At 68.3% G+C, this 24,068-nt stretch carries 28 protein-coding genes (1 of these 28 running past the window's edge); 9 read left to right on the forward strand and 19 right to left on the reverse strand.

Annotation, left to right across the window (positions count from 1 at the left end; translation table 11 throughout):
• Both msrQ and msrP read right to left on the reverse strand, forming a co-directional pair.
• Positions 1-224, reverse strand: the beginning of a protein-coding gene (msrQ, locus tag BUB76_RS02890; protein ID WP_308417656.1) for a protein-methionine-sulfoxide reductase heme-binding subunit MsrQ. Its footprint begins 355 nt before the window's first position; the window shows 224 of its 579 coding nt (coding positions 1-224); its start codon is at positions 222-224; the stop codon falls past the left edge of the window.
• Positions 225-314: 90 nt separating this feature from the next.
• Positions 315-1,223 carry a protein-methionine-sulfoxide reductase catalytic subunit MsrP gene (gene msrP, locus BUB76_RS02895; protein WP_073126567.1) on the reverse strand — a complete coding sequence of 303 codons (909 nt, stop codon included), beginning with the start codon at positions 1,221-1,223 and terminating at the stop codon, positions 315-317.
• A 315-nt stretch (positions 1,224-1,538) separates the two neighbouring features.
• On the opposite strand from msrP, the gene BUB76_RS02900 reads away from it, so the two are divergent.
• The 3 genes from BUB76_RS02900 (at position 1,539) to BUB76_RS02910 (ending at position 3,002) form a co-directional block, all read left to right on the forward strand.
• Positions 1,539-2,030 carry a fasciclin domain-containing protein gene (locus tag BUB76_RS02900; RefSeq protein WP_073126568.1) on the forward strand — a complete coding sequence of 164 codons (492 nt, stop codon included), beginning with the start codon at positions 1,539-1,541 and terminating at the stop codon, positions 2,028-2,030.
• Positions 2,031-2,166: 136 nt separating this feature from the next.
• Positions 2,167-2,745, forward strand: a complete 579-nt coding sequence (gene plsY / locus BUB76_RS02905) for a glycerol-3-phosphate 1-O-acyltransferase PlsY (protein WP_073126570.1) — start codon at positions 2,167-2,169, stop codon at positions 2,743-2,745.
• Positions 2,742-3,002 (forward strand): hypothetical protein, encoded by a 261-nt coding sequence (locus BUB76_RS02910; protein ID WP_073126572.1) that lies wholly within the window; start codon positions 2,742-2,744, stop codon positions 3,000-3,002. Before plsY ends, BUB76_RS02910 begins: the two co-directional genes overlap by 4 nt.
• A 41-nt stretch (positions 3,003-3,043) precedes the next feature.
• Here the strand turns inward: BUB76_RS02910 and BUB76_RS02915 are convergent, their stop codons facing one another.
• The 4 genes from BUB76_RS02915 to BUB76_RS02930 form a co-directional block, all read right to left on the reverse strand.
• Positions 3,044-3,298 (reverse strand): YMGG-like glycine zipper-containing protein, encoded by a 255-nt coding sequence (locus BUB76_RS02915; protein ID WP_073126575.1) that lies wholly within the window; start codon positions 3,296-3,298, stop codon positions 3,044-3,046.
• Between the two features lie 108 nt (positions 3,299-3,406).
• Positions 3,407-4,777, reverse strand: a complete 1,371-nt coding sequence (locus BUB76_RS02920; RefSeq protein WP_073126577.1) for a glutamate--cysteine ligase — start codon at positions 4,775-4,777, stop codon at positions 3,407-3,409.
• Between the two features lie 56 nt (positions 4,778-4,833).
• A complete protein-coding gene (locus BUB76_RS02925; protein WP_073126579.1) occupies positions 4,834-5,373 on the reverse strand; it encodes a hypothetical protein in 540 nt (179 codons plus the stop codon).
• A complete protein-coding gene (locus tag BUB76_RS02930; protein ID WP_073126581.1) occupies positions 5,370-6,089 on the reverse strand; it encodes a 16S rRNA (uracil(1498)-N(3))-methyltransferase in 720 nt (239 codons plus the stop codon). The genes BUB76_RS02925 and BUB76_RS02930 overlap by 4 nt, the downstream gene beginning before the upstream one ends.
• 16 nt (positions 6,090-6,105) lie before the next feature.
• Between BUB76_RS02930 and ubiA the strand changes: the two genes are divergently transcribed.
• Genes ubiA through BUB76_RS02945 form a run of 3 tightly spaced genes read left to right on the forward strand, consistent with a single transcriptional unit; the run spans position 6,106 to position 9,320 of the window.
• Positions 6,106-7,065, forward strand: coding sequence for a 4-hydroxybenzoate octaprenyltransferase (ubiA, locus tag BUB76_RS02935; protein WP_073127491.1), 960 nt, complete (start codon positions 6,106-6,108; stop codon positions 7,063-7,065).
• A 58-nt stretch (positions 7,066-7,123) separates the two neighbouring features.
• Complete coding sequence (locus BUB76_RS02940) at positions 7,124-8,980, forward strand: OmpA family protein (RefSeq protein WP_073126582.1); 1,857 nt, start codon at positions 7,124-7,126, stop codon at positions 8,978-8,980.
• A 10-nt stretch (positions 8,981-8,990) separates the two neighbouring features.
• Entirely contained in the window at positions 8,991-9,320 is a 330-nt protein-coding gene (locus BUB76_RS02945; RefSeq protein ID WP_073126584.1) for a hypothetical protein, read from the forward strand.
• Positions 9,321-9,540: 220 nt separating this feature from the next.
• On the opposite strand, the gene BUB76_RS02950 is transcribed toward BUB76_RS02945, so the two are convergent.
• The 10 genes from BUB76_RS02950 to BUB76_RS02990 form a co-directional block, all read right to left on the reverse strand.
• On the reverse strand, positions 9,541-9,978 hold the full coding sequence (locus tag BUB76_RS02950; RefSeq protein WP_073126587.1) for a molybdenum cofactor biosynthesis protein MoaE: 438 nt from the start codon (positions 9,976-9,978) through the stop codon (positions 9,541-9,543).
• A gap of 3 nt (positions 9,979-9,981) precedes the next feature.
• Positions 9,982-10,227, reverse strand: coding sequence for a molybdopterin converting factor subunit 1 (gene moaD, locus BUB76_RS02955; protein ID WP_073127494.1), 246 nt, complete (start codon positions 10,225-10,227; stop codon positions 9,982-9,984).
• Positions 10,228-10,229: 2 nt separating this feature from the next.
• On the reverse strand, positions 10,230-10,895 hold the full coding sequence (gene pgsA / locus BUB76_RS02960) for a CDP-diacylglycerol--glycerol-3-phosphate 3-phosphatidyltransferase (protein ID WP_073126589.1): 666 nt from the start codon (positions 10,893-10,895) through the stop codon (positions 10,230-10,232).
• A gap of 276 nt (positions 10,896-11,171) precedes the next feature.
• Complete coding sequence (gene uvrC, locus BUB76_RS02965) at positions 11,172-13,028, reverse strand: excinuclease ABC subunit UvrC (protein WP_073126592.1); 1,857 nt, start codon at positions 13,026-13,028, stop codon at positions 11,172-11,174.
• 267 nt (positions 13,029-13,295) lie between these two features.
• Positions 13,296-13,925, reverse strand: coding sequence for a Rossmann-fold NAD(P)-binding domain-containing protein (locus BUB76_RS02970; RefSeq protein ID WP_073126594.1), 630 nt, complete (start codon positions 13,923-13,925; stop codon positions 13,296-13,298).
• The gene (locus BUB76_RS02975; RefSeq protein ID WP_073126597.1) at positions 13,922-14,881 is read right to left on the reverse strand and encodes a calcium/sodium antiporter; all 960 of its coding nucleotides are present in this window, start codon (positions 14,879-14,881) and stop codon (positions 13,922-13,924) included. Before BUB76_RS02975 ends, BUB76_RS02970 begins: the two co-directional genes overlap by 4 nt.
• A 4-nt stretch (positions 14,882-14,885) precedes the next feature.
• Complete coding sequence (locus BUB76_RS17865) at positions 14,886-15,044, reverse strand: hypothetical protein (protein WP_175481676.1); 159 nt, start codon at positions 15,042-15,044, stop codon at positions 14,886-14,888.
• 4 nt (positions 15,045-15,048) lie between these two features.
• Positions 15,049-15,849, reverse strand: coding sequence for a S49 family peptidase (locus BUB76_RS02980; protein WP_073126599.1), 801 nt, complete (start codon positions 15,847-15,849; stop codon positions 15,049-15,051).
• A 52-nt stretch (positions 15,850-15,901) separates the two neighbouring features.
• Positions 15,902-16,663 (reverse strand): ABC transporter permease, encoded by a 762-nt coding sequence (locus BUB76_RS02985; protein WP_073126602.1) that lies wholly within the window; start codon positions 16,661-16,663, stop codon positions 15,902-15,904.
• Positions 16,660-17,589, reverse strand: coding sequence for an ABC transporter ATP-binding protein (locus BUB76_RS02990; RefSeq protein ID WP_073126604.1), 930 nt, complete (start codon positions 17,587-17,589; stop codon positions 16,660-16,662). Before BUB76_RS02990 ends, BUB76_RS02985 begins: the two co-directional genes overlap by 4 nt.
• A 135-nt stretch (positions 17,590-17,724) precedes the next feature.
• On the opposite strand from BUB76_RS02990, the gene BUB76_RS02995 reads away from it, so the two are divergent.
• Positions 17,725-18,888, forward strand: a complete 1,164-nt coding sequence (locus BUB76_RS02995; protein WP_073126606.1) for a TIGR03862 family flavoprotein — start codon at positions 17,725-17,727, stop codon at positions 18,886-18,888.
• On the opposite strand, the gene BUB76_RS03000 is transcribed toward BUB76_RS02995, so the two are convergent.
• A complete protein-coding gene (locus tag BUB76_RS03000; protein ID WP_073126608.1) occupies positions 18,874-20,121 on the reverse strand; it encodes an MFS transporter in 1,248 nt (415 codons plus the stop codon). The genes BUB76_RS02995 and BUB76_RS03000 overlap by 15 nt on opposite strands.
• 116 nt (positions 20,122-20,237) lie before the next feature.
• Here BUB76_RS03000 and BUB76_RS03005 point away from each other — a divergent pair, with 116 nt between their 5' ends.
• On the forward strand, positions 20,238-20,585 hold the full coding sequence (locus BUB76_RS03005; RefSeq protein WP_073126610.1) for a TraR/DksA family transcriptional regulator: 348 nt from the start codon (positions 20,238-20,240) through the stop codon (positions 20,583-20,585).
• Complete coding sequence (zapE, locus tag BUB76_RS03010; RefSeq protein WP_073127496.1) at positions 20,585-21,652, forward strand: cell division protein ZapE; 1,068 nt, start codon at positions 20,585-20,587, stop codon at positions 21,650-21,652. The genes BUB76_RS03005 and zapE overlap by 1 nt, the downstream gene beginning before the upstream one ends.
• A gap of 119 nt (positions 21,653-21,771) precedes the next feature.
• Here zapE and BUB76_RS03015 read toward each other — a convergent pair whose 3' ends face one another.
• Together BUB76_RS03015 and accD are read right to left on the reverse strand one after the other, a co-directional pair.
• Positions 21,772-23,043 carry a bifunctional folylpolyglutamate synthase/dihydrofolate synthase gene (locus tag BUB76_RS03015; RefSeq protein WP_073126613.1) on the reverse strand — a complete coding sequence of 424 codons (1,272 nt, stop codon included), beginning with the start codon at positions 23,041-23,043 and terminating at the stop codon, positions 21,772-21,774.
• A 37-nt stretch (positions 23,044-23,080) separates the two neighbouring features.
• On the reverse strand, positions 23,081-24,016 hold the full coding sequence (gene accD, locus BUB76_RS03020; RefSeq protein WP_073126615.1) for an acetyl-CoA carboxylase, carboxyltransferase subunit beta: 936 nt from the start codon (positions 24,014-24,016) through the stop codon (positions 23,081-23,083).
• Positions 24,017-24,068: the final 52 nt, after the last annotated feature.

Here is a 24,068-nt window from a genome sequence, read left to right on the forward strand (position 1 = left end):
AACGACAGAAGGCCCAGCGCCCGGCGGTGCATGACCAGCGAGATGCCGGTCAGGCGCCGGAAGGGCGTGACGGCTAGCACGATCACCAATGTCAGGATCGCCAGTTCGCCCAGCTCGCGTTCCAGCGCGTTGATGGGTTCGACCCCCATGCCGCCCGTTGCTGCAAGGTAGAGATACCAGAAGGGAATGGCGCCACCGACAAGGTAGACCAGCCAGGACGGCACCTTTCGCAGTCCGACATTCGCCCGCTGTGAAAAGGTCATGGCGCGGCAGCCATGCGACGGGTCGACGGTGTGGCTGCGCGGAAATCCACGTCAGATGTTCTCGGTCGCTGTCAGGTCCATGCCTTCGTAGAGCGACGCGACCTCGTCCTCGTAGCCGTTGAACATCAGCGTGTCGCGTCGCTTGGAGAACAGCCCACCGCCCACGCGGCGCTCGGTCGCCTGGCTCCAGTTCGGGTGGTCCACGTTGGGATTCACGTTGGCGTAGAAGCCGTAGACCCCCGGCGCGGCCAGCGCCCAGGTCGTGGGCGGCTGTTCGGCCAGCGCGGTGATCCGCACGATCGACTTGATCCCCTTGAAGCCGTATTTCCAAGGCACGACCAGCCGGATGGGGGCGCCGTTCTGGTTGGGCATCGGCTCGCCGTAGATGCCGGTCGCCATGATGGTCAGCGGGTGCATGGCCTCGTCCATGCGCAGCCCTTCGACATAGGGCCATTCCAGGATGGGATATTGCTGACCGGGCATTTCCTCGGGGCGCATGAGGGTCTGGAAGGCGACGAACTTCGCCTCGTCCTGAACGCCCGCGACGGACAGCAGGTCGGCCAGCTCGAACCCGTTCCAGGGGATCACCATCGACCACGCCTCGACGCAGCGCATGCGGTAGATGCGCTCCTCGATGTCGAACTGGCTGAGGATGTCCTCCATCGAGAACCGGCCGGGATTGTCCACCAAGCCGTCGACCTCGATGCTCCACGGCTCGGTGGTCAGCTGGTCGGCGTATTTCTTCGGGTCGGTCTTGGATGTCCCGAACTCGTAGAAATTGTTGTAGGACGTGATCTCTTCCAGCGAATTCGGCTCGAGCTCTTCCTGGGCGTGGGCACGACCGGCAACACCCAACAGCGATGCGCCGCCCAGACCGGCCATCAGTTGACGGCGGTTCATGTAGACGGAGCGCGGGGTCGCATCGGACCGCGTCAAATCGTTCGTCCAGCGTCGGGCCATGGCGAATTCTCCTTCATCGTCGGTTGGCGCGTGGCTGTGCTCGCCTGATCAGATAACGCGTGTTAGCAGATTTCCAGTGAAGCAAGCACCCCGACGGCGGGACTGCCAAGCCCGCACTCCGGCCTCCCCGATAAATCGCACACAAATAAGCGTGACTTGACGCGAAATCCGCCGGCGGCTTAGCGGCGCCGTCGATCACGTCAACGCGTGCGCCCGTCGCATCGGCGAGAATGCGCGCCTTAACAAACATCCTCCGGCCTCCATCTCCTATGCCAAGGACGCACACCGTCCACTCACTAGTCTGGAGGACTTTAAATGTTTCGTAGAACTCTGCTTTCGATGACCGCCGCCGCCGCGATCGCTGCCCCCGCAGCCTATGCCGGCGAGCACTCCATGAACATCGTCGAGACCGCGCAGAACACCGAGGGCTTCAGCACCCTCGTCGCCGCGATCGAGGCCGCCGGCCTTGCCGAGACGCTGTCGGGCGAAGGCCCGTTCACCGTCTTCGCGCCGACCGACGAAGCCTTCGCCGCGCTGCCCGAGGGCACGCTCGACGAACTGCTGATGGAGGAAAACCAGGAGCAGCTGGCCGCGATCCTGACCTACCACGTCCTGCCGCAAGCCGTGATGGCGGGCGACATTTCCGGTGACATGGAAGTCGAAACCGTCAACGGCGCCGAGGCGTCGGTCAGCACCGGCGGTGGCGTGACCTACGAGGGCGCCAATGTCGTCGATACCGACATCGAGGCCAGCAACGGCGTGATCCACGTGATCGATAGCGTCGTGCTGCCGCCCGAAGACATGTAATCGCGCTTGCCCCTCGGGGCGAATGTGGGGCGCACCTTCGGGTGCGCCCTTTTTCGTGCGGTCCCGGTGACGTCCCGGCTCGACGGGGCCGCGGGCTTGTGGTCAGGATGTCGCGGATGAACCGAAGGGGCCCGCCATGCTGATCCTCACCGCGATCATGTCCTACCTTCTGGGGTCGGTTCCCTTCGGGCTGGTCATCGTCCGCGCCATGGGGCTGGGCGATCTGCGCCAGATCGGGTCGGGCAATATCGGTGCGACCAACGTCCTGCGAACCGGCAACAAGCCGGCCGCGCTGCTGACGCTGATCTGCGACGTGGGCAAGGGCGCCTTCGCGGTGATCGTGGCGCGGCTGACGCTGGGACCCGATGCCGCCCTCGTGGCCGGGGCCGCTGCGTTCCTGGGCCATTGCTACCCACTTTACCTGGGATTCAAGGGCGGCAAAGGGGTGGCGACCTTCCTCGGCACCACCCTGGCGCTGGCCTGGCCGATCGGTCTCGCGGTCTGCGCCACGTGGATCGCCATCGCCGCGATCTTCCGCATCTCGTCGCTGGCCGCGCTGGTCGCCGCCGCGCTGTCTCCGGTCTATGCGGCGATCTTCGGGATGCCGGCCCTGGTGGTGGTCATGGCGGCGATGGCGGTGCTGATCTTCCTGCGGCACCGCGCCAACATCTCGCGCCTTCTGGCCGGGCAGGAGCCGCGGATCGGAAACAAATGACCGACCGCTTCCGCGCGGCATTCGACGCGCTGCCGGACGGTAGCTTCGATGCCATCTACGACGGCCGCCGCTACGTGGTCGCGAAAATCCGCTTCGCCGAAGGCCGGAGCCACAAGCTCGAGGCGTGGGAGCGGGGCGGAACAGACTACATCAGCCTGAACCTGTACGACCTGTCATCGGGGAAGATGGTGCTGAACCCGTGCGAGATGCCGGCGGACAAGGTGCGCCGCTTCGTCGAAAGGGTTCGGCCAGAGTGATCGCCCCCGCCCGGGATGGACGGAGGCGACAGGGTGTTCGATCAGTTGCAGGGCGCGGTGTAGCGCTGGCCGCTGGGATACTGATAGACGCACTGGCCCGACTGGGTCTGGCCGATGTAATTGCCGGCCGCCGCGCCGACGGCCCCGCCGATCAGCGCGCCCGCGGCGCGATCATCGCTGCCCGACACCGCCGCGCCAGTGGCCGCGCCAACGGCCGCGCCGGTCAGCGCGCCCTGATTCTGCACGCAGCCGGCCAGAAGGCCGATGGTCGGCAGGATAATAAGCAGTTTCTTCATGGGATACTCCAAAGCATGTTCATACTCCGCACGGGGTGCAAGGTATCCCACCGTCCAACCGCGGCAAGCGCCATCGGCGAAATTCCGCGACATTCCGCCGCGCGGAACCTAGTAGGAGTGCGTCGCGAACACCCGGGTCACGTCACCGCCCCATTCGCCTTCGTATAGCTGCAACAGCTCATCCGCGGGCACCTGGCCCGAAGCCACGCTTTCACGCAGCGCGTTCAGGAAGTGGGTCTCGTCGGGGATCAGGCCGCCCGCACCGGGCCGGGCCCGGGCCTGCAGGCCGGCGGTGGCGATGTCGATGCATTCGCGTGCGACCTCGTGCATGTCGATGCCGTCGACCCGGGCCTGCAACCCGTCCTTCGACGCCGCCACGCGCAACGCCTCGCGCTGCTCGGCGGTCCAGCCCTTGCAGAGATCCCAGGCGGCGTCGAGCGCGCCCTGGTCGTAGGTCAGCCCGACCCAGAAGGCAGGCAGCGCGCAGAGGCGCCGCCACGGCCCGCCATCGGCGCCGCGCATCTCGATGAAGCGCTTCACGCGCGCCTCGGGGAACAGCGTGGTCAGGTGGTCGGCCCAGTCCGACAGCTTCGGCTTCTCGCCCGGCAGCGCGGGCAGCTCGCCCTTCAGAAAATCGCGGAAGGACTGGCCCAGCGCGTCGATATACTTGCCGTCGCGATAGACGAAATACATCGGCACATCGAGCGCGTACTGCACCCACGCCTCGAACCCGAAACCGTCTTCGAAGATGAAGGGGATCATCCCGGTGCGGTCGGGATCAAGGTCGCGCCAGATGCGCGATCGCCAGGACTTGTGCCCGTTGGGCTTGCCCTCGACGAACGGCGAATTGGCGAAAAGCGCGGTGGCCACCGGCTGCAACGCCACGGCCACGCGCATCTTCTGCACCATGTCGGCCTCGGAGCTGAAATCGAGGTTCACCTGAACGGTGCAGGTCCGCCGCATCATCTGAAGCCCCAGCGCCCCGACCTTGCGCATGTAGCCGTCCATCAGCTTGTAGCGGCCCTTGGGCATCAGCGGCATGTCGTCGTGGGTCCAGTGCGGCGCGGCGCCAAGGCCGATGAAGCCCACGCCGATCTCGTCCGCGACGGACTTCACCTGCGCCAGGTGGTCGTTCACCTCGTCGCAGGTGCCGTGGATCGTCTCCAGCGGCGCGCCCGACAGTTCCAGCTGCCCGCCCGGCTCGAGCGACACGTTGGCGCCGTCCTTTTCCAGCCCGATCAGCTTGCCGCCCTCTTCCACGGGCGCCCAGCCGAACCGGTCGCGCAGGCCCGACAGCACGGCGTTGATCGACCGCTCGCCGTCATAGGGCAGCGGCTTCAGCGTATCCTTGCAGTAGCCGAACTTCTCGTGCTCGGTCCCGATCCGCCAGTCTTCCTTGGGCTTGCACCCGTCGGCCATGTATTGCGCCAGCTGATCGTGGTGTTCGATCGGGCCGCCGCCGGACTGGGGAATGGACATGGATGGACGCTCCGCGGTTCAGGTGGGGTGGGAAGTGGGCCGGTGCGTTTGCGAAGTCAATGCAGCAGGCGCGGTTTGTCCGCACCGGGTTTGCGCCAGAGGACGAAGCGGCCGGTCGTGCCGCCGCCTGCCGCGCGGATCGCGGTGGGGTGGTCGGCCCCGGGCAACACGGCCAGCGCGTCGAACATCTTGTCGGCCCCCCGCGCGTCGCCGGGGATGTGCAGTGCCTCGCCCCCCTCGGGCGTGACGATCCAGAAGACGTCCGACTGGTAGGGCCCATCGCGCCGCGCCTCGATCTCGACTTGCAGCAGGTGGTCGAGGCTGACGGCGCCGCCGCCATGGCCCGAAAGGTATGTCAGTTGCCGCTCGGTCAGGTCGACCACGCCCGGCCCGGCACCGGTGGCGGGCCGCAGGGCCCGGCTCCACCCCTCGCGCGCGATGGCGAGGCCGCCCAGCACGAAGGCCACGCCGACCCAGCGCAGCACCCCCGGCTCGGTCCAGATCCACCATGCGCCCAGCGCGGCGGCACCCAGCCCGATGGCCGCCTCGCGCCAGCGCAGGATCGCGGCCAGCGCCTCGGGCCGCAGGAAACTCACGCCCAGTCCCCCAGCGTCGTCTGCCACAGGGTCAGTGCGGCGACGGCCGCGGTGTCGGCGCGCAGGATCCGGGGCCCGAGGCTGACGGCATGGGCCTGCGGCAAAGCGGCCAGGCGCGACCGCTCAGCCTCGGAAAACCCGCCCTCTGGGCCGATGAGCACCGCCCACGGCCCGGCGTCGCGGGGCAGCGTCGCGCCCGCGCCGGCCAGCCCTTCGTCGCAGAACATCAGCCGCCGGTCCTCGGGCCAGTGATCCAGCAGCGCGCCCAGCTTCTCGATCTCGGCCACCTCGGGTACGAAGGTGCCGCCGCATTGCTCGGCCGCCTCGACCGCATGGGCCTGCAAGCGGTCGCGGCGGATGCGCTCGGAATTGGTGAAATCGGTCTGCACCGGGCAGATCCGCGCGGCCCCCATCTCGGCCGCCTTCTCGACGATGAAGTCGGTGCGCGCCCGCTTGATGGGCGCGAACAGCAGCCACAGGTCGGGCGGGTCGCGCTGGGGGCGCACCTGCGCCAACACCCGCAACGCGCCCTTCATCTTGCCGGCCTCCACCACCTCGGCATCCCAGCCGCCCGAGCGGCCATCGAAGACCTCGACCACCTCGCCCGTGCCCTTGCGCATCACGCCGAACAGGTAGTGTGACTGCTCGGGCGACAGGCGAAGGGTTTGCCCCTCCTGCGGTGGCTGGGCTACATGAAGGCGAATTTTCGATGCCATGGGCGACTTTCACGCGATGAGCGAAACATCCCAGACACAAGGGCAGGTGGCCGATGCCGTCAAGGGCAACTGGGTCGACCGGCTGGCCCCCGCGCCCACCCGTCCCTTCCTGCGGCTCAGCCGCGCGGACCGGCCCATCGGCACGTGGCTGCTGCTGCTGCCGTGCTGGTGGGGGCTGCTGCTGGGGGCGGGGCAGACCGGAACCTTCACCCTGCACGATGCATGGATCGCGCTGGGATGTGCCATCGGTGCCTTCCTGATGCGCGGCGCGGGCTGCACCTGGAACGACATCACCGATCGCAACATCGACGACAAGGTCGCGCGCACCCGGTCTCGCCCGATCCCGTCGGGACAGGTCAGCGTGCGCGCGGCGCTGGCATGGATGGTCGTGCAATCGCTGGTCTCGTTCGGCATCCTGCTGACCTTCAACTGGGCGGCCATCGGGCTGGGCGTGCTGTCGCTGCTGCCGGTCTGCGTCTACCCGTTCGCCAAGCGGTTCACCTGGTGGCCGCAGGTGTTCCTTGGCCTCGCCTTCAACTGGGGCGCGCTTCTGGCCTACACGGCGCATACCGGGTCGCTGGGCTGGCCCGCCGTGGCTCTGTATGTCGCCGGGATCGCGTGGACGCTGTTCTACGACACGATCTACGCCTTCCAGGATGTCGAGGATGACGCGCTGATCGGGGTGAAATCCACCGCGCGGCTCTTCGGGGAAACACCGCGCCCGTGGCTGCGCGGCTTCATGGTCGCCGCGACGCTGCTGATGGCCCTGGCGGTTATCGGCGCGCTGGCGCCGGGCGGGAACATCCTGGCGCTGGTCGTCGGGCTGGGCGCCCCCTGGGCCTTCGCCTGGCACATGGCGTGGCAGTTGTCGCGGCTCGACCCCGGCGACGGCGGTATCTGCCTGCGGCTGTTCCGGTCGAACCGGGACGCGGGTCTTCTGGTTCTGCCGTTTCTTGCCGGTGCCGTCGCGCTCTGATTGCGGCCCGGGCGCCGGGGCGGTAAGCCAAGGCGTTGTCTGAACCAGGGGATCCCTCATGGGAAAACGGTCGTTCCTTCCACTGATCCTGACCTTCGGGGTGGCCGGCGGCGCGGCGGTCTTCGCCGCCACGGTCGCGGTCGAACAGATCGAGCAGCAATCCGTGCTGGGCACCCAGCGCGCGCTGTCCCAGGCCGGGCTTGACTGGACCACGGTCGAAGCCGACGGCCTGCGCCTGAAACTGGCCGGCACCGCCCCGGACGAAGCCGCGCGCTTCCGCGCATTGAGCGTCGCGGGCAACATCGTCGACGCCGCCCGGGTGGACGATCTCATGGCCGTCGAGAAGCGCGACACGGTCGAGGCGCCGACCTTCTCGATCGAGATCCTGCGCCAGCCCGACGAGATCACGCTGATCGGCCTCGTGCCGCAGGACATGGACCGCCAGGCGCTGATCGAAAGGGTCGCCCGCGCTGCCTTCGAGACGCGCATCACGGACTTGCTTGAGGTCGCCTCCTTCCCCGCGCCGCCCACCTGGTCGGACGCGGTGGATTACGGGATCGAGTCGCTCGAAGGCCTGACCTCGGCCAAGGTCTCGATCGGCGAGGCCTCCGTCAGCCTGACCACACTCGCCGACAGCGCCGCCGCCCGCGACCGTCTGGAACGGGATCTCGACCGTGCCGCGCCCGAGGGGCTCGACGTGACGCTCGACATCCAGGCCCCGCGCCCCGTGGTCGCGCCGTTCATCCTGCGGCTAGTGAAGGATGGCGAGGGGATGCGCTTCAACGCCTGCACCGCCGCGACCGAGCAGGGCGCCGCGCGGATCCTGTCAGCCGCGCAGGAGGCCGGCGTGCCCGCGGGCGATGACTGCCGCCTGGCGCTGGGGCTGCCCAGCCCCGACTGGGCGCGCGTCGGGGCCCGCGCCATCCGCACGCTCGGCGCGCTGGATGGCGGGCAGCTGACCATTTCCGACCTGCAAGTGCGGCTCGAAGCCGCGCAAGGCCAAGAGCCCGCCGTGTTCGAGACGGCCGTCTCGGACCTGCGCGCCGACCTGCCCGACGCCTTCACCCTGACCGCGACCCTGCCCGACGACAGCGCCGTCGAGCCCGAAGCCGGACCCGCGCAATTCGTCGTGACCCGCAGCCCCGAGGGGCTGGTCCAGATGCGCGGCCGCGTGGGGTCCGAGCGGGCCCGCGAAGCGACGCTGGCCTATGCCCGGTCGCTCTTCGGGGTCGAACAGATCGACAGCGATCTCGAGGTTCTGCCGCAGGTGCCCCAGGGCTGGTCGCCGCGGCTGCTGGTCGCGCTGGACAGCCTGTCGATGCTGACCAACGGCGCGGTGATGGTGGACGAATCCCAGGTGGATATCTCGGGCACCACCGGCACCCGTGACGCGGACGATGAAATCGCCCGCATCCTGGCGGGCCGGATGGGCGAAAGCGGCAGCTTCAGCATCGACGTGTCCTACGACGAGCGCGCCGACCCCACCGCGGCCCTGCCCTCGCCCGAGGAATGCGTCGAACAGATCAACGCGATCCTGACCGAGCGGCAGATCACCTTCGACCCCGGCTCGGCCATCATCGACGCCGAATCACGCGCCAGCGTGGACGCCATCGCCGAGGTCGTGAAGCAATGCGAAGGCGTGCCCATGGAAGTCGGCGGCTTCACCGACAGCCAGGGCCGCGAGGAAATGAACCAGCAACTCAGCCAGCAACGCGCCGAGGCGCTGCTGGCCGGGCTGATGGCGCGGCGGGTGCTGACGTCGGACCTGGTCGCGCGCGGCTATGGCGAAGAGAACCCGATCGCCGACAATTCCACCGCCGAGGGCCGCGAGGCCAACCGGCGTCTTGAATTCCGGCTGCTGGATGGCGAAGAAAGCGCGTCAGACAGTGCCGAGGACGAGGCCCCGCCGGAATGAGCCCTATCGCATGAGCCGCACCGAATTCATCGTGGTCACGGCCATCATCCTGTTCGTGGCCTTCGCGCTGGGCTGGTTCGCCAACTGGCTGGTGCACCGCCTGACCCGCGTCAGCCAGGCCGACCTGGGCGAGCTCGACAACATGGCGCGGGCGATGCACGACGCCGAACAGGCCCGCGACCAGGCCATCGCCTACCTGCAGGAGCGCGAGGCCGAGATGACGAACCAGCTGCACCAGACCGAGGCCGAGCTGCGCGCCGCCATGGACGGCCTGCGCGATGCCCGCACCGAGGCCGAGGAACTCCGCGCCCATATCGAGCGGATGAACCAGCAGGCCTGACCTGCCCCGATCCGCACCGGGGTCTTGCCGAAACGCATGATGTCGTCATGCCGGACGCTGTCCGGAATGGCGCTCCCGATCGGACGTGCGTTCACGTTGCGATGCGGAGCGTCGAGTATTTCAGGACCAGTGATGCCATGGGCGACGCCTGCCGCATCACTGGTCTTCAAATACTTCCAGGACACTCCATAGGCGCCGCGCGACACGGGCAGCGGCGCGGCTACCAGCGGTCCAGCGCCGCCTCGTCGGTGTCCTTGGCGGCGACCCATTCGGCGCCGTCCCCGGTGACTTCCTTCTTCCAGAAAGGCGCGCGGGATTTCAGGTAGTCCATCAGGAAATCCGCCGCGGCGAAGGCGGCGGCGCGGTGGGCGCTGGCGGTGGCGACCATCATGATCTGTTCGCCGGGGCGCAGCTTGCCGTGGCGGTGAATGACCAGCACGTCGCGCAGGTCCCAGCGGGCCTGTGCCCGCTCGGCGATCTCGGTCAGGGCCTTGGCGGTCATCCCGGGATAATGCTCGATCTCCATGTGGTGCAGGCCGCCGTCGTCGCGCACCAGGCCCGAGAACGTCACCACCGCGCCGCTGTCGCCCCGGCGGGCGGCGAAGCGGTTCAGCTCGGCGCCCGCATCGAAGGGCTCGGCCTGCACGCGGATATCCATGGCTCAGCCGCCGGTCATCGGCGGGAAGAACGCGACCTCGCGCGCCGTGCCCAACGGGGCGTCGAAATCGGTCAGCTCCTGGTCCACGGCGACCCGCAACGCCTTCAGATCCTGGAACGCCACCGCGTAGCGATCCTCGCGCGCGGTCAGTTCGGCCACCAGGTCGGCCACGGTGGCGGCGTCGGTCTCGACCCGCTCACGCGGGAGGCCGATACGTTCGCGCAGCCAGGCGAAATAGAGAACGTCCAGGGTCATGCGGGCTCCTTCAGGAACGGCAGGGCCTTGCGGAAATAATCCCACCCGGTGATCAGCGTCAACGCCGCCGCGACCCACAGCAGCGCGAGGCCGACATACCCGGCCGCGTCGCGCGCCTGGGCCAGCCAGAGCAGCCCGACCTCGTCGGCGATGGCGCCGTCGAGGATGCCGGACAGCGTCGCGTCGTCCATGCCGATGGAGCGGTCGATCATGTGGTGCAGGAAGATGTCGCGCGAAAACAGCACCGCGATCGCCACCATCTGCGCCGTGGTCTTCCACTTGGCCAGTTTCGTGACCTGTAGCCGCTTGGCGTCGGCGCCCAGGAATTCGCGCAGCCCGCTGACGAAGACCTCGCGGAAGACGATGAAGGTCGCGGGCAGCACCAGCCAGGGCGACATCGAGGAATAGCCAACGATCACCAGCAGCGCGATCACCACCATCGCCTTGTCGGCGATGGGGTCGAGCATGGCGCCGAAGCGGCTTTCCTGTTGCCAGCTGCGCGCGAGATAGCCGTCGAACCAGTCGGTGATGGCCGCGCCGAGGAACAGCACCAGGGCGAACCAATCCGCCCAGGGCCGCGTGAAATACAGGAACATGACCGCCACGCCGGGCGCGGCCAGCAGCCGCAGGACAGTGAGGATGTTCGGAAGGGTCCATTTCATGGGCGATTGATAGACGTGCGCGCCCTGGGTGGAAAGGGGTCAGGCGAGGGGCGCCGCCCCTCGCGCTCCCCGGAGGTATTTGGGGAAAGATGAAGGAGGCGGTGGCGTATCAACTGGGGCCGGACTTTTGGTGAATGGACGAAGCTCGGCCTGGGCGCGGCACCGTCGGGGCTCCGCCCGTTCGCGGCTTGGGCCAAACTGATGGGTGTTGGGGCTCCGCCCGTTCGCGGCTTGATCGCTCCACTGGAGCGATCATCGGCTACGCCGAACCGCCGCTCACCCCCTTTCATGAAAATGATCGTAGATCTTCTCGGCGAGCGAGGCGCTGATGCCGTCCACGGCCTTCAGGTCCTTCAAGTCGGCGCGGCTGACGGCCTTGGCCGACCCGAAATGGGTCAGCAGTGCGCGCTTGCGGGTGGCGCCGACGCCGGGCACGTCGTCCAGCGGCGTGGCGCTGACCGACTTGGCCCGCCGCGCGCGGTGGGTGCCGATGGCGAAGCGGTGCGCCTCGTCCCGCAGACGCTGCACGAAATACAGCACCGGGTCATTGTGGCGCAGTGCGAAGGGTTGCTTGCCCGTGCGGTGGAACTCCTCCTTGCCGGCGTCGCGATCCAGCCCCTTGGCCACACCCACCATGGCCACGTCCTCGACCCCGTGTTCCTCCATGATCTGGCGCACGGCGCTGACCTGCCCCGCGCCCCCGTCGATCAGCAGCAGGTCCGGCCACAGCCCCTTCTCGCGGTCCGGATCATCCTTCAGCAGGCGCTTGAAGCGGCGGGTCAGCACCTCTTTCATCATGCCGAAATCGTCGCCGGGGGTCAGGTCGTCGCCCCGGATGTTGAACTTGCGGTACTGGTTCTTCAGGAACCCCTCGGGTCCCGCCACGATCATCGCGCCCACGGCATTGGTCCCCTGGATATGGGAGTTGTCGTAGACCTCGATCCGCTCGGGCCGGGTCTCGAGATCGAAGGCCTCGGCCAGCCCGTCGAGCAGCTTGGCCTGGGTGGCCGTCTCGCTCATCTTGCGCCCCAGGCTTTCGCGGGCGTTGCGCAGGGCGCCAGCGACCAGGTCCTTCTTCTCGCCCCGTTGGGGCACCTCGATCCGGACCTTGCGGCCCAGCTTCTCGGTCAGGGCGCCCGCCATCAGGTCGCTGTCCTCGATCTCGTCCGACAGAAGCAGCAGGCGCGGCGGGTCCTTGGTGTCGTAGAACTGCCCGATGAAGGCCTGAAGCACCTCGGCCGCGTCGGCGCCCGCCCCGGTGCGGGGATAGAAGTCGCGGTTGCCCCAGTTCTGGTTGGCCCGGATGAAGAAGACCTGCACGCAGGCCTGCCCCCCTTCCATGTGGAGCGCGATGACATCGGCCTCGGCCACGCCCTGCGGGTTGATGCCCTGCCCGCCCTGCACATGCGTCAGCGCGCGGATGCGGTCGCGCAGGGCGGCGGCGCGCTCGAACTCCATGGCCTCGGACGCCTTCTCCATCTCGCCGGCCAGCTGGGCCTGCACGCGGGTTGTCTTGCCCTGCAGGAAGTCCTCGGCATCGGCGACCGAGGCCGCGTAGTCCTGGGCGCTGATCTTGCCGACGCAGGGGCCGCTGCACCGCTTGATCTGGTACAGAAGGCAGGGCCGGGTGCGGCTTTCGAACATGGTGTCGGTGCAGTTGCGCAGCAGGAACACGCGCTGGAGCTGGGTGAGCGTCCGGTTCACCGCGCCGGCGCTGGCGAAGGGGCCGTAATAGCTGCCCTTGTCGCGCTTGGCGCCGCGATGCTTGCGGATCTGCGGATAGTCGTGGCCCGAGACGAGGATGTTCGGGAACGACTTGTCGTCGCGCAGCAGCACGTTGAACTTGGGCTTGAGCTGCTTGATCAGGTTCTGCTCGAGCAGCAGGGCCTCGGTCTCGGTCCGGGTCGAGAGGAACATCATCGACCGCGTCTCGCGGATCATGCGGGCGATGCGCGGGCTGTGGCCGCTGGGGTTGGCGTAATTCGCCACGCGCTTCTTCAGGTTGCGCGCCTTGCCGACATAGAGAACCGCCTGCCGCTCATCCAGCATCCGGTAGACGCCGGGCGAGTTGTCCAGCGTCCGCAGGTAGGACTGGATCAGCGCGTGGCCGGTCAGCGGGCTGTCGTCGGTCATCGGGATCTCGCGATTCTGGTGCTGGGCTGCAAAATATGCATCGGGGCAACAAGGGGAAAGACGTCCCCAAATTCTGTGGATAACCTTGGGGGCAAACCGGCGAAATTCCGAAAAAAGCCTTTGCTACAGGGGCGTTCCAAGCTTCGCTCAAAAATCAGGCAGCATTGCAAGTATCTGAAATTGCTAAATTTATATTGTATACCAGTCTTATCTCGTTGAGGAGAAAGAAGATTGTGAAAGAAAGGTGACGAAGGGGATAACGCTACGTCAACCTGGATGACGCGCTCCGGAGCGAAGCTGGAGCACCTGCCCCGTGATCGACGGCGTGTCGATCAGGAAACGCAGGCTTGGCGCCAGCGCTCCGGGCGCGCGCGGCAGGCGAATGTCGGCCGTCACCAGACCTGCATGCGCATCCCCGTCGCGCACCCGCGCCGGGTGATCCGCCGGAACGATGGCGTTGACGCGCACCCTGGGGGCAAGCTGCTGGGCGCCGATGCGAACCATCGCCACCAGCGATGCGGCCGCCATCGCCAGGCTGGCCTGGTCCGGGGTGGCCGAGTTGGGCGGCTGGTCGATGACGTGGATGATCTGGCCCATGGGCCGCGGCCCATCCGCATCGCTGCCCGCCGTGGGCACGTGGCGCGCGAAGTCGCGCGTCAGGGCGGCAAGGTCCCGCGGCACCCGGAGAACGGCGTCATCCAGCCCGTCGTCATCGTCCAGCCGGTCGTCGGTCGTCGGTCCCGTCACGCAGATCAACAGGTCCGGCCAGCCGCCAAGCGCGGCCCGCGCCCGGTCCAGCGGGTCCGGACCGTCGGCGACGCGGCAGGGAAGCCCGCACGCCTCGGCCGTCGCCCGCACCAGCGCGGGCGCGTTGCCCGTCACCAGGGCGCGGTTCACGTCATCACCAGCCGCGCGAGATAGACGCCGTAAGCCGCGCAGAAGATAACGCCCCAGATCCGCCCCATGTACCAGCGGCGGAAGACGAACGGGATAAGCAGCACGGACGCGCCCAGCATCACCCACAGGTCCAGAGCGAGGAATTCGCGACCGACCGGGATCGGCCCGACGATCGCGGTGATGCCCATGATGGCCAGCAGGTTGAACAGGTTCGACCCGATGACGTTGCCCAGCGCCACGTCGGCCTGTCGCCGTATGGCCGCGATTACCGTCGTCGCCAATTCCGGCAGGGACGTCCCGATGGCGACCAGCGTCAGCCCGATCACCGCGTCCGACAGGCCGAACATCTTGGCGATCTCGGTTGCCGATCCGATCAGGATCTGCGCGCCCAGCGGCAGGCCGACCAGTCCGACCACCAGGTAGGCGGCGATTTTCCAGCCGGAAAGCGCGGGATCGGCACCTTCGAGATCCTCGACCAGATCCTCGACGGGCTCTTTGCGCGCATCGTTGCGCGACGCCAGCCCCTCACGCAGCTGGTCGCCCAGCACCAGCGTCAACGAGGCCAGAAGGACCAGCCCGTGCCACCAGGTCAACGGCCCGGCGAAGCACAACCCGATGAACAGGAGCGTCCCGCCCAGCATGATGACGAAGCTCTTGCGCGTCTCGCAATCCTTCATCGAGATGCCCGAGATCAGCGCGGGCACGCCCAACACAAGCAGGATGTTGGCGGTGTTCGATCCCACGACATTGCCCAGTGCGATGCCCGGCACCCCGTCCAGCACCGCACCGACCGAGATCAGAAGCTCGGGCGCCGACGTGCCGAAGGCGACCACGGTCAGGCTGACGATCAGGGCGGGGATGCCCAGCCGCAGCGCGAGGTTCACGGCACCGCGCACCAGCGCGTCGCCCGCAAGCAGAAGGATCGCCAGTCCGACGATGGCCCAGACGAAAACCATGCGCTCAGCCCTTTCCGCAGGCGCAAGGGCCCTTGCCCAGGCGATACCGGCCGCAGCGGTCGCATTTCATGGATTGCAGCCGCTTCTGCCCCGGAAAGCGCAGCCTTCCGAACATGGCGAGAACCAGCATGCCGATGAGGAACAGCGAGACGATCTTGATCATGCGATCAGAGCCCGAACCGGGCGAAGGCAAGCTTGTCCTCGACGGCGTCCGTTCCCGCACGCATCAGCGCGGCGCCGAAGCGGCTGAGGAACGGGCGGCGCTGCTTGTATTCGACGAAGCGCGTCTTCTGCCCGAACCGTTCCTTCATCACCGGCGCGAGGTGACCGATGCCGTCCGCAAGGCCCATCTCGCAGGCACGCTCGCCGACCCAGATCTCGCCGGTGAACAGGCGGTCGTCTGCGGGCAGCTTGGCACCGCGCCGGTCCTTCACGTGGGCGATGAACGATTCGTGGATCTGGTTCTGCAGGTCCTTCAGCCGCGCCACGTCATCGGGGTTCTCGGGCTTGAACGGGTCCAGCATGCTTTTCGACTTGCCCGAGGTATAGACCCGCCGCTCGATCCCGTTGCGGGCGATGAACTCCGAAAGGCCGAAACTGGCCGAGATCACGCCGATGGACCCGACGATGGAATTGCGGTCGACGAAGATTTCGTCCGCCGCCGTGGCCAGCCAGTAGCCGCCCGAGGCGGCCACGTCCTCGACGAAGGCCACGACCGGCACGCCTTTCTCGTCGGCCAGCCGCCGGATGCGCGCGGCGATGAGCGAGGATTGCACCGGGCTGCCGCCGGGCGAATTCAGCACCAGCGCCACGGCCTTGGGCTTGCCGCGCCGGAACGCGCGCTCGATCAGGCTGGAGAGCCCCGCATCGTTGAGCCGCGCACCCGCGCCGCCCGCCGCGATGACGCCCTGCAGGCGCACAACGGCCACCAGTGGGTCGGAATTGAGAAAGGGGATGAAGCGTTTCATCCGCCTGATGTAGGCGTCACCGCGTCCGAGGCCAAGCCCGCCCCGCGCGACGTCAGTCGCGCAGGCGCCAGCCCGTCCGGAAGATCAGCCCGATGATGAAGATGCAGGCCGCCGTGAACCCCAGGATCGCCAGCAGTGACCAGCCGATGGGCACGTCCGCCAAACCGTAGAAAGACCAGCGGAAGCCCGACACCAGGTAGACCACCGGGTTGAAGTAGGTGACAGTCTGCCACAGCTCGGGCAGCATCGAGACCGAGTAGAAGGCACCGCCCAGGAAAATCAGCGGTTGCAATACCAACAGCGGCACCAACTGCAACTGTTCGAAATTGCCCGCCCAGATGCCGATGATGAAGCCCAGCAGGCTGAACGACAGGCAGGTGAGCACCAGGAACGCCAGCATCCAGACCGGGTGCTGGATTTGCAGATCGACGAAGAAGAAGGCCGTCCCGAGGATGATCAGCCCGATCGCCAGCGACTTGGTCGCCGCCGCCAGAACGTAGCCGGCCGTGATCTCGAGGAAGGACGCGGGCGCCGACAGAAGCTCGTAGATCGTGCCGATGAACTTGGGAAAGTAGATCCCGAAGGCCGCGTTGGTGACGGATTGGGTCAACACCGTCAGCATGATCAGCCCCGGCACGATGAACGCGCCGTAGCTGACGCCCTCGACCTGGTCGATGCGGCTGCCGATGGCGGCGCCGAACACCACGAAATACAGGGACGTGGACATCACCGGCGCCACCACCGATTGCAGCAATGTGCGGAAGGTGCGCTTCATCTCGAAGATGTAGATGGCCTTGATGGCGATCAGGTTCATCGCGCGTCCCCCTTGGTCAGGTCCACGAAGATGTCTTCGAGGCTGGATTGCTCGGTGCGCACGTCGCTCATCTGCAGGCCGGCGGCCTGGAGGTCGTTCAGCAAGCGCGTGATGCCCGTGCGATCCTTGCGGCTGTCGTAGTGATAGACGATCTCGGACCCGCCATCCGACAGGGTCAGGTCGTATTTCCCCAGGCTCTCGGGGATGCCGTTCGCCCGCTCGGACAGCTCGACCACCAGTTGCTTCTTGCCCAGCTCGGCCATCAGCGCCTCTTTCTCGCGGACGAGCTTGATCTCGCCCTTGGCGATGATGCCGATGCGGTCGGCCATCAGCTCGGCCTCCTCGATGTAGTGGGTGGTCAGGATGATGGTGACGCCGTGGGATTTCAGGTCCTTCATCGTCTCCCACATGTCGCGGCGCAGCTCGACATCGACGCCCGCCGTGGGCTCGTCCAGGAACAGAACCTTGGGCTCGTGCGCCAGCGCCTTGGCGATCAGCACGCGGCGCTTCATGCCGCCGGACAATTCCTTGGTCTGGGCGTCCTTCTTGTCCCACAGGCTCAACTGCCGCAGGATCCGTTCCATGTGGGCGTCGTCGCGCGGCTTGCCGAACAGCCCGCGCGAGAAGGTGACGGTGTTCATCACCGTCTCGAACGGCTCGAGGTTGATCTCCTGCGGGACAAGGCCGATCAGGCTGCGCGCGGCCCGGTAGTCATCGACCGTGTCGTGACCGCCGACCTTCACCTGGCCCGACGTGGCCGTGGCGATACCGCAGATGATCGAGATCAGCGTCGTCTTCCCCGCGCCGTTCGGGCCCAGCAGGGCCAGGACCTCGCCGTCGCGGATGTCGAGCGACACGCCCTTCAGCGCCTCGAACCCGCCGTCATAGGTTTTCTGCACGTCCTTGACGGACACGATGGGGGTCATGGCGCACCTTTCTGTCTGTCCGCCCGATCTAGTGCCCCGGATGGCCGCCGCCAAGCCATGCCATGCGCACAGCCCGACCTGCCGTGCCGCACCTTGCGCTGGAACGACCCCGCGGCCTGTGGCAGGAGCGCGGACATGGAGACACGCGCGTTGATCATCGGGGGCGGCCCCGCGGGGTTGATGGCGGCCGAGCAACTGGCCGATGCGGGCCACGCGCCGCTGGTGGTCGACGCCATGCCGTCGCTGGGCCGCAAGTTCCTGATGGCGGGCAAGTCCGGCCTGAACCTGACCAAGTTCTCGGACGAGGATCCGGCCGCGGTCTACGGCCCCGGCGCCGGACCGATCCCCGCCATGCTGGAGGACTGGGGCCCGGTCGAGCTGGCCGGCTGGGCCGAGGATCTGGGGATCGAGCTTTTCACCGGCTCGACTGGCCGGGTCTTTCCCAGGGCGATGAAGGCCTCGCCGCTTCTGCGCGCCTGGCTGCGGCGGCTGTCGGACCAGGGGGCCGAGATGCGCACGCGCTGGCGCTGGACCGGTCTGTCCGATGGCGGCTTCGCGTTCGACACGCCCGATGGCGCCTGCGTGCTGCATCCCGAGGTCTGCGTGCTGGCTCTGGGCGGGGCGTCGTGGCGGCGGCTGGGATCGGACGGCGCATGGGTTCCGTGGCTGCGCGCGGCGGGCGTGACGATCAACGACTTCGCGCCCGCCAATGTGGGCCTGCGCGTGGAGTGGTCCGAGCACATGGATCGCGTGCTGGGCCAGCCCGTGAAGGGCACCGCGCTGCACGCGGGCGACGCCGTGCACCGTGGCGAATACGTGGTCTCGAAACGCGGGCTCGAAGGCGGCGGGATCTACGCCGTCAGCCGCGCGGTGCGCGAGGGCGCCGCGCTGCAAGTGGACCTGATGCCGGACTGGGACGCGGGAAAGATCACCAGGCGCCTGCGCGGGGCCAAGGGATCGCTGCCGAACCGGCTGCGCAAGGGGCTGGGGCTGGATCCTGCGCGCGCGGCGCTGCTGATGGAGTTCGGACAGCCCCTGCCCGACGACGTCGCCCCGCTCATCAAGCGGCTGCCGATCCGCCACGACGGTCTGCGCCCGCTGGACGAGGCGATTTCAAGCGCGGGGGGCGTCGCGTGGGACGGGCTGGACCGTCATCTGCAACTGAAGGCGTTGCCCGGAACCTTCGCCTGCGGCGAGATGCTTGATTGGGAGGCGCCCACCGGTGGCTGGCTGCTGACCGCCTGCATGGCGACGGGCCGTGCCGCGGGGCTGGGGGCCGCCCGGCTACTGGGCCGGTAGGGGCGGCGGCGCGCGGTCCTCGTTGATGGGCAGGTGGATGATGGCCGAGAAGGCGCCGACCGCCACGCCCAGCCACCAAACGAAGGTGTAGTTGCCCGTCACGTCGTACAGCCACCCGCCCAGCCAGACGCCGAAAAAGCTGCCCAGCTGGTGCGACAGGAACACCACGCCGTACAGCGTGCCCATGTAGCGCAACCCGAACAGGTGCGCGACCAGACCCGCCGTCAGCGGCACCGTGGCCAGCCACAGCGCGCCCATGACGAAGGCGAAGGCCAGCACCGTGCCGGGCGTGATCGGGAAACTGATGAACAGCGCCGCCGCCACGGTCCGGCCCGTGTAGATCCCCGCCAGCAGGTACTTGCGCGGGAACCGGTTGCCCAGCCAGCCCGCCGCCAGCGTCCCGCCGATATTGGCGAGGCCAATGAGCGAGATCGCCACCGCGCCCAGCGCAGCGGTGTCCACGATGCCGAGCCCCGCAAGGAACCCCGCGGTATCGATCGACGCGCTCATCTCGGTGACCATCGCGGGGAAATGCGCGGTGACGAAGGCCAGCTGGTAGCCGCACGAGAAGAATCCCACGAACAGCATGACGTAGGACGGATCGCGCGCGGCCCGGCGCAGCACCGCGCCCAGCGATTCCTCGAGCTCGACCTTCGACACCGGCGCGGGGGCGCGCATCATCGGCAGGACCGCGAGGCTGGCCAGGACGGCCGCCGCGAAGATCACGAAGACGGTCTGCCACGGGAAGAAGCCCAGCAGCCACTCGGCCACCGGCGCGCCGAAGACTTGCCCCGCGCTGCCCGCAGCCGTCGCGATCGCCAGCGACATGGCGCGCGTCTCGTTCGACGATGCCCGCCCGACGACCGCGAGGATCACGCCGAAGCCCGTGCCGGCGATGCCGAAGCCCACGAGCACCTCGAGCAATTGATGCGCGCCGGGGGTGACGGCGAAACTGCTCAGCACCAGCCCGGCTGCGTAGGTCAGCGCGCCCAGGATGATGGCCTTGCGGTCGCCGATCCGTTCGGCGATGGCGCCGAAGATCGGCTGGCCGATGCCCCAGGCGAGGTTCTGGATGGCGATGGCCATGGAAAACTCGGCCCGGGCCCAACCGAACTCCTCGGCCACGGGGATCTGGAACACGCCGAAGCTCGCCCGGATGGCGAAGCTGACCATCAGGATCAGGCAACCGGCGACCAGGACCGGCGTGACGAGGCGCGCGCGCGTGGTTTGCATGGCGCAGCATTGGCCGCAGGCGGCGAGGCTGTCAAAACGCAATCGGTGATGCGTGCCATGCGGCGGCGCGAATTATCGCGTTTTCCCTGCCCCGGCACAGGCGTTATGCAAGGGGCATGGATGATCACGACCCAGACCTGATGCGCGCGCGATACGCGCCAGCCCTGCAGGACGAGCTGGCGCAGATCGCCGCCGCGTCGGACAGCACCCGTGCCGACCGCGCGCCCGTGACGCTGGACCAGCAGAGCGTCGGACGGCTCAGCCGCATGGACGCGCTGCAGAACCAGGCCATGGCCGCCGGAACCGAGGCGCGGCGCGCCACCCGCACCCGCGCCATCCAAGCCGCGCTGACCCGGCTGGACGAGGGCGAATTCGGCTGGTGCGACGAATGCGGCGATCCGATCCCGCTGAAGCGGCTGGACCTCGACCCTTGCGCGACCCGCTGCGTGGGATGCGCCGGCTGATGGCCCAGGATTTCGAGTCGATCTACGACGCCGCCGTCGCGCGGGACGAGGTCCAGGACGACCCGGCGCAGCGCGGCGTCCTGCCCGAGTTCACCCGCATCGCCCGGGCGCTGGACTCGCAGCCGGCGCGGCGCGGCTGGTTTTCACGCAAACAGCCCGAGGCGGTGAAGGGGCTCTACCTTTGGGGCGGGGTTGGACGCGGCAAGTCCATGCTGATGGACCTGTTCTTCGCCCATGTGGAGGTCGAGGGAAAACGCCGCGTGCATTTCCACGCCTTCATGCAGGAGGTCCACAAGGGCATCACCGCCGCCCGCAAGCGCGGGGTCGACGACGCCCTGGCCCCGGTGGCGGACGACATCGCCGACGGCCTGCGGCTGCTGTGTTTCGACGAGATGCAGATCGGCGACATCACCGACGCGATGATCGTCGGACGCCTGTTCCAGCGGCTGTTCGACGGCGGCGTGACCGTGGTCGCCACGTCGAACCGCATTCCCGACGATCTCTACAAGGACGGTCTGAACCGCCAGCTGTTCCTGCCCTTCATCGACCTCATCAAGGACCGCATGGCGGTGGTCGAGCTCGCTTCGCCCCGCGACTGGCGGCAGGATCGCATCGCCGGGTCGGACCTGTATTTCACCCCCGCCGATGCCGAGGCGCGTGCCGCCATGGACGCGCTGTGGGACCGGCTCGCCGACGGGCCGGGCGAACCGTTGGAGCTGACGGTCTCGGGCCACGCCGTCACCGTGCCCGCCTACTCCGCCGGGGTCGGCCGCGCGCGGTTCTGGGACCTCTGCGGCAAGCCGCTGGGCGCGGCGGACTACCTGGCCATCGCCGAGCGTGTCCGGGTTCTGATGCTGGACGACGTCCCGCGCCTGGGGTCCGAGAACTACAACGAGGCGCGACGCTTCGTGACGCTGATCGACGCGCTTTACGAAGCGCGCACGCGGCTGATCCTGTCGGCGGCCGACACGCCGGAAAACCTGTATATCGAGGGCGCCGGATCCTTCGAGTTCGAGCGCACGGCGTCCCGCCTGCGCGAGATGCAGAGCGCCGACTGGGGCACCTGAGCCGGTCGCGCCAGGGCCAGTGGGCAGCGCGGCCTGATCGCTTCGGATGAGTATTTGGAGACCAGTGATTTGAAGCGCACGTCCTGCGGCGGGACCGCGCGGCGACCTGCCGAACGCGCTCAGCCGTTCTCGCGCAGGACCCGGCCGGCGAGGTAGAGCGAGCCGCAGACCAGGATGCGGGCGTGCGCGTCCTGCGCCGCGATGGCGCGGACCGCGTCCAGGACGCTGTCGGCCGTGGTAGCCGCCAGGCCCACGCCGCGCGCGACCTCGGCCGTGCGGTCGGCGGGCAGCGTGTTCGCCTCGCCGGGTATCGACACCGCGGTCAGGCTGTCCGCGTGCCGCGCGAGCGGACGCAGGTAACCCGTGATATCCTTGGTGTTGAGCATCCCGCAGACCAGGTGCGTTCCGCGCGGGGGCAGCGCGGCGAGGGTGGCGGCGATGGCCGCGCCCGCCGCCGGGTTGTGGCCACCGTCCAGCAGGATCTCGGCCCCCGGCGCCGCGTCGACCAGCGGACCGTGCCGCAGCCGCTGCATCCGGGCGGGCCAGGTCGCGTCGGTCATGGCGGCGGCGCAGGCGGGTTCCGTCAGGCCCAGCGCGCGCAGCGCGGCGATGGCGATGCCCGCGTTTTCCAGCTGATGTGGCCCGGTCAGCGCAGGCCGTGGCAGGTCGAGCAGGCCGGTTTCGTCCTGGAACACCAGCCCGTCCCTCTCGGGCGCCACGTGCCAGTGCTGCCCGTGGATCTGCAGCGGCGCGCCCAGCCGCGCGGCGCGCGCCTCGATCACCTCGAGCGCCGTGTCCGCCTGGCGGCCGATCACCCCCGGCACACCGCGCTTGAGGATGCCCGCCTTCTCGCCCGCGATCTCGGCCAGCGTGTCGCCGAGGAAGGACTGGTGGTCCAGGTCCACCGGCGTGATGACGGTGAGTGCGGGGGTGTCGATCACGTTGGTGGCGTCGAGCCGCCCGCCCAGACCGACCTCGAGCAGGGTGTACTCCGCCGGCGTCCGTGCGAAGGCCAGCAGCGCGGCGGCGGTCGTGACCTCGAAGAAGGTGATGGGTGCGCCGCCGTTCGCCGCCTCGACCTCGTCCAGAAGCGCCGCGAGGTCGGGCTCGGAGATCAGCGCGCCGTTCAGGCGGATCCGTTCGTGAAAGCGCGCCAGGTGGGGAGAGGTGTAGGCGTGCACCCGGTGGCCCGCCGACTCCAGCCCCGCCCGGATCATCGCCAGGGTCGAGCCCTTGCCGTTGGTCCCGGCGATATGGACGACCGGGGGCAGCGACCGCTCGGGGTGGCCCAGCTCCGCCAGCAGCCGGTACATCCGGTCCAAGCTCAGGTCGATCACCTTGGGATGCAGCGCCATCAGCCGGTCGAGGATGGCGTCCGAACCCGCCGTCATCCGGCGCACCGGGCCGAAGGGTCGCGGTCCATGGGTGTCAGGACTTCGCGGTTTCGGGCCGCGCCGGTTCGGGCAGGGCCTCGGGCAGGTCGCCCGGGGGCGGCAGGTCGCCTTGGGTCGCGGCGGGCATGCCACGGATCATCCGCAGAATGGTGATGAGTTCCTCGCGCAGCTCGCGCCGGTCGGTCACCCGGTCGAGCATGCCGTGGTCCAGCAGGTACTCGGCCCGCTGGAAGCCCTCGGGCAACTTCTCGCGGATGGTCTGTTCGATCACCCGGGGACCGGCGAAGCAGATCAGCGCGCCAGGCTCGGCGATCTGGATGTCGCCCAGCATGGCGTAGCTGGCGGTCACGCCACCGGTGGTCGGGTGGGTCAGCACGACGATATAGGGCAGGCCTGCCTCTTTCAGCATGTCCACCGCGACGGTGCTGCGGGGCATCTGCATGAGGCTGAGGATGCCTTCCTGCATCCGGGCGCCGCCGGCGGCCGAGAACAGGATCAACGGGCAGTTCAACTCGACCGCGCGGCGCGCGGCCGCCAGGATCGCGTTGCCGACGTACATGCCCATGGATCCGGCCATGAAGCTGAAATCCTGTCCGGCCGCGACGATGGGCACGCGGCCCAGTTCGCCCTCGGCGACCAGCATCGCCTCTTTCTCGCCGGTCTGCTTCTGCGCCTGCTTCAGGCGGTCGGGGTATTTCTTCTGGTCGCGGAACTGCAGCGGGTCGGCCGGGGGCGCCTTGACCGGCACCTCCTTGAAGGCGCCGCCGTCGAACAGCGCGCTGAACCGCGCCCGCGGGGTCAACGGCATGTGGTGGCCGCAATTGGTGCAGACGTTCAGGTTCTCGGCGATCTCGCGGTGGAACAGCATGGTCCCGCACTCGTCGCACTTCGTCCATAGGTTCTCGGGCACCTCGCGGCGCGAGAAGAGCGAGTTGATCTTGGGGCGGACGTAGTTCGAGATCCAGTTCATCGGGCGGCGTGTCCTGCGTCTTGGTATCGCGATTGGACCTAGTGCGCGGTCC

Source organism: Palleronia salina (assembly GCF_900141995.1).
Classification (GTDB): domain Bacteria; phylum Pseudomonadota; class Alphaproteobacteria; order Rhodobacterales; family Rhodobacteraceae; genus Palleronia; species Palleronia salina.

Excerpts from the sequence above, each read along its gene's own strand:
- msrP (WP_073126567.1), bottom strand. The coding sequence starts at position 1,223 with ATGGCCCGACGCTGGACGAACGATTTGACGCGGTCCGATGCGACCCCG.
- BUB76_RS02900 (WP_073126568.1), top strand. The coding sequence starts at position 1,539 with ATGTTTCGTAGAACTCTGCTTTCGATGACCGCCGCCGCCGCGATCGCT.
- plsY (WP_073126570.1), top strand. The coding sequence starts at position 2,167 with ATGCTGATCCTCACCGCGATCATGTCCTACCTTCTGGGGTCGGTTCCC.
- BUB76_RS02910 (WP_073126572.1), top strand. The coding sequence starts at position 2,742 with ATGACCGACCGCTTCCGCGCGGCATTCGACGCGCTGCCGGACGGTAGC.
- BUB76_RS02915 (WP_073126575.1), bottom strand. The coding sequence starts at position 3,298 with ATGAAGAAACTGCTTATTATCCTGCCGACCATCGGCCTTCTGGCCGGC.
- BUB76_RS02920 (WP_073126577.1), bottom strand. The coding sequence starts at position 4,777 with ATGTCCATTCCCCAGTCCGGCGGCGGCCCGATCGAACACCACGATCAG.
- BUB76_RS02930 (WP_073126581.1), bottom strand. The coding sequence starts at position 6,089 with ATGGCATCGAAAATTCGCCTTCATGTAGCCCAGCCACCGCAGGAGGGG.
- ubiA (WP_073127491.1), top strand. The coding sequence starts at position 6,106 with ATGAGCGAAACATCCCAGACACAAGGGCAGGTGGCCGATGCCGTCAAG.
- BUB76_RS02940 (WP_073126582.1), top strand. The coding sequence starts at position 7,124 with ATGGGAAAACGGTCGTTCCTTCCACTGATCCTGACCTTCGGGGTGGCC.
- BUB76_RS02945 (WP_073126584.1), top strand. The coding sequence starts at position 8,991 with ATGAGCCGCACCGAATTCATCGTGGTCACGGCCATCATCCTGTTCGTG.
- BUB76_RS02950 (WP_073126587.1), bottom strand. The coding sequence starts at position 9,978 with ATGGATATCCGCGTGCAGGCCGAGCCCTTCGATGCGGGCGCCGAGCTG.
- pgsA (WP_073126589.1), bottom strand. The coding sequence starts at position 10,895 with ATGAAATGGACCCTTCCGAACATCCTCACTGTCCTGCGGCTGCTGGCC.
- uvrC (WP_073126592.1), bottom strand. The coding sequence starts at position 13,028 with ATGACCGACGACAGCCCGCTGACCGGCCACGCGCTGATCCAGTCCTAC.
- BUB76_RS02975 (WP_073126597.1), bottom strand. The coding sequence starts at position 14,881 with ATGGTTTTCGTCTGGGCCATCGTCGGACTGGCGATCCTTCTGCTTGCG.
- BUB76_RS17865 (WP_175481676.1), bottom strand. The coding sequence starts at position 15,044 with ATGATCAAGATCGTCTCGCTGTTCCTCATCGGCATGCTGGTTCTCGCC.
- BUB76_RS02980 (WP_073126599.1), bottom strand. The coding sequence starts at position 15,849 with ATGAAACGCTTCATCCCCTTTCTCAATTCCGACCCACTGGTGGCCGTT.
- BUB76_RS02985 (WP_073126602.1), bottom strand. The coding sequence starts at position 16,663 with ATGAACCTGATCGCCATCAAGGCCATCTACATCTTCGAGATGAAGCGC.
- BUB76_RS02990 (WP_073126604.1), bottom strand. The coding sequence starts at position 17,589 with ATGACCCCCATCGTGTCCGTCAAGGACGTGCAGAAAACCTATGACGGC.
- BUB76_RS02995 (WP_073126606.1), top strand. The coding sequence starts at position 17,725 with ATGGAGACACGCGCGTTGATCATCGGGGGCGGCCCCGCGGGGTTGATG.
- BUB76_RS03000 (WP_073126608.1), bottom strand. The coding sequence starts at position 20,121 with ATGCAAACCACGCGCGCGCGCCTCGTCACGCCGGTCCTGGTCGCCGGT.
- BUB76_RS03005 (WP_073126610.1), top strand. The coding sequence starts at position 20,238 with ATGGATGATCACGACCCAGACCTGATGCGCGCGCGATACGCGCCAGCC.
- zapE (WP_073127496.1), top strand. The coding sequence starts at position 20,585 with ATGGCCCAGGATTTCGAGTCGATCTACGACGCCGCCGTCGCGCGGGAC.
- BUB76_RS03015 (WP_073126613.1), bottom strand. The coding sequence starts at position 23,043 with ATGACGGCGGGTTCGGACGCCATCCTCGACCGGCTGATGGCGCTGCAT.
- accD (WP_073126615.1), bottom strand. The coding sequence starts at position 24,016 with ATGAACTGGATCTCGAACTACGTCCGCCCCAAGATCAACTCGCTCTTC.